Below are 2,660 nucleotides of genomic sequence, written 5' to 3'. Positions count from 1 at the left end.
GAGCCTTTGGGACAGCTCCATCTTCTTCAAGCGTTAAATCACTACTAGATATCCCAATCAAATCATACTTATCATACACATCCTCTTGCAATAAACGCATGGCCTGTGTACGAATGGATTTCTCGACAATATTCCGTACATAGCGCCCATTACTAAATGATGTAATTTGGGATGAATATTTTACCGCATGTAAATGATCACGAAATTTCCACTCCGCCTCTTTTGATAATTGATATTCTCGTTCATCATACATTCTTTTTCCAATCTCCAATAACTGATTCACCGTATAATCCGCAAACTCAATAATAAACGGAAAACGCGATTGTAAGCCTGGATTTAATGAAAGAAAATGATTCATCTCACTTGAATATCCAGCTAAAATTAAAACAAATCCATGTTGCTTATCTTCCATGTGCTTTACAAGTGTATCAATCGCTTCTTTCCCAAAGTCCTTTTCACCGCCACGCGCTAATGAATACGCCTCATCAATAAACAATATACCTCCCATAGCTTTCTTTATCAGATCCCGCGTCTTTTGTGCTGTATGCCCAATATATTCTCCCACAAGATCTGCACGTTCCGCTTCGACTAAATGCCCTTTCGATAAAATATTCATCTCAAATAATAATTTCCCAATCATCCTTGCAACAGTCGTTTTTCCTGTTCCCGGATTGCCTTTAAACAACATATGAAGCACTTGCTTCTCCGATTTCAAACCGACTTCTTGTCGTTTTTTATTCACATAAATCCAAGCATAGATTTCTTTTATTATTTTTTTTATATCATCCATTCCAACCAGTTTCCCCATCTCTTCTTCAATCCTCTGCAACATCTCATGTTTCGTAGCTGTTTCATTTGAAATAACCGCTTTATTTTCTGAAGCAGGTACTGAAATTTTTTTTCGGTGATTTAGCACAATATTAATTTGATTATTATTTTTCTTTCGCATTGACTGTTCCATACAATCACCTCTTTTTATCGACTAATCAAAATATTATTATTAATATTTCCATTCCCCTTATAAATGACTATTTTCAGAAAAGTTTGCTATAATATAAGAAATAATTAGGGTGGTGGGACTATGGAAACAACGGAGCTTCACGATACAGTACAAGCCTTTTCTACTTTTTTATTAAATAAAGGTAGGAAACCTTCAACCATTAAAAGATACGTTTATGACATTGAAGATTTCGGGCATTGGTTAGAAAAAAATAAAAAACTGCCCTCTAGTAATATATGGGCAACACTTTGTACAAAAGACTATGAAGATTATTTTTTCGACTTAAAAAAGAAACGACATTACTCTGAAAAAACAATGCACCGTGTATTTATCGTTTTAAATAGATTGTATCAATTTTTAAACCTACCAAATCCATTGAAGGATATGGAACTTGTCATCCAACCCGATCGAGCACTACGAAATGAAGATTTTATTTCACCAGAAGAAGAAAAACGCTTAAAACATATCCTTACTTCATTAGAAGGATTATCAGAGAAACAACGCCCTGTTCGTCCATTATTAATGGATCGTAACATCTCTATTGTGAACCTACTCATTGACTATGGTTTGTCCTTACAAGAGCTCGTATCATTAAATATGCATCATGTTCATTTTGAAGCAAATACACTTTCTATCCCATCAGTTTCCGGAATTCAAAGAACCATCATTTTGACCGAGGAAGATAAAAAGCAATTATATACTTATTACAAAAATATCCCTGAACCCGTTCGCCCAAAATATCATAGTGATGATCCACTTTTTGTTGCATTCGATTTTAACCGCGGCACCTATCGCTGGGTGTACGAAAACGACGCTCCAAAAGCACTAACAGAAATTGCAATCCAAAAAATGATTCGCCTTGAAGTAGCAAGAGCGAACTTACGTAAAGGTATTTCTGGCCAGCATTTCCGAAACACCTTTATTTTGCGACTGATTGAGCAACACACTCCAGAACAAGAAATCATTAACCGCATCGGTTTCAAATCAAAGATTTCATTAAAAAGATATTATCATTATGCAAAACAAAAAGAAAACGCCTCAAAATAGGCGTTTTCTTTTTGTTTATAAAAATGACTAGTCTCACCATTCACATTTATCTATAATTTGCATTTACTATGATGAATCGTGTTCACACTTCAATTAGAAAGGAGAAAAAGAATGCCTCACTTTGAAGATCATCAAAACAACATTCCAGAACCCTACTTCCAAAGTGGTTCTGGACGTATCCCAACTACTACATCTATCCCTATTTCGAAATCTCAAATAAAAATTTTTCGTACAATTATAGCTAATTTAACAGAAATTATCCCAAGAGTCTTTCAAGATCCGTCTCCAAGTAATATCGAAGATTTTATAAATACATTAATTACATTCAAAAAGCTTATCCGTTCTTTAGATACTACATCCTTACTTAAAGCAATGGGACTTTCCATTATTAATAATTTAATAACCATATTAGAAAGCCCATCATTTGTTGCAAGTGCTGTATTTATTGAATTCCAAAATTTAATCAACTTTTTATTATATATTACAAAACTCTTCCGATTAAATACTAGCACTTTCAAAAATATTGTTGAACAGATAGAAGAACTACAACTTATCTTCATTCAATTTGCACCGTGTGAAACAAAAGGGCGCTACTGGTGCTACTGGTGCCACT

3 protein-coding genes are annotated in these 2,660 nt (G+C 34.2%); 2 read left to right on the top strand and 1 reads right to left on the bottom strand.

The window, feature by feature from the left end; genetic code table 11:
• A partial coding sequence (spoVK, locus tag V7183_RS03780) for a stage V sporulation protein K (RefSeq protein WP_335358724.1) occupies nt 1–961 on the bottom strand: 961 nt, incomplete at its 3' end.
• Nucleotides 962–1,081: 120 nt separating this feature from the next.
• Here spoVK and V7183_RS03775 point away from each other — a divergent pair.
• Together V7183_RS03775 and V7183_RS03770 are read left to right on the top strand one after the other, a co-directional pair.
• Nucleotides 1,082–2,047, top strand: coding sequence for a tyrosine-type recombinase/integrase (locus V7183_RS03775; protein ID WP_097894645.1), 966 nt, complete (start codon nt 1,082–1,084; stop codon nt 2,045–2,047).
• Between the two features lie 111 nt (nt 2,048–2,158).
• Nucleotides 2,159–2,660, top strand: a 502-nt coding sequence (locus V7183_RS03770) for a collagen-like repeat preface domain-containing protein (protein ID WP_335358723.1), incomplete at its 3' end; no start/stop codon positions are given.

It is taken from the genome of Bacillus sp. JJ1127, assembly GCF_036965845.1.
Classification (GTDB): domain Bacteria; phylum Bacillota; class Bacilli; order Bacillales; family Bacillaceae_G; genus Bacillus_A.
This window is presented reverse-complemented; position numbering and strand designations above follow the sequence as displayed.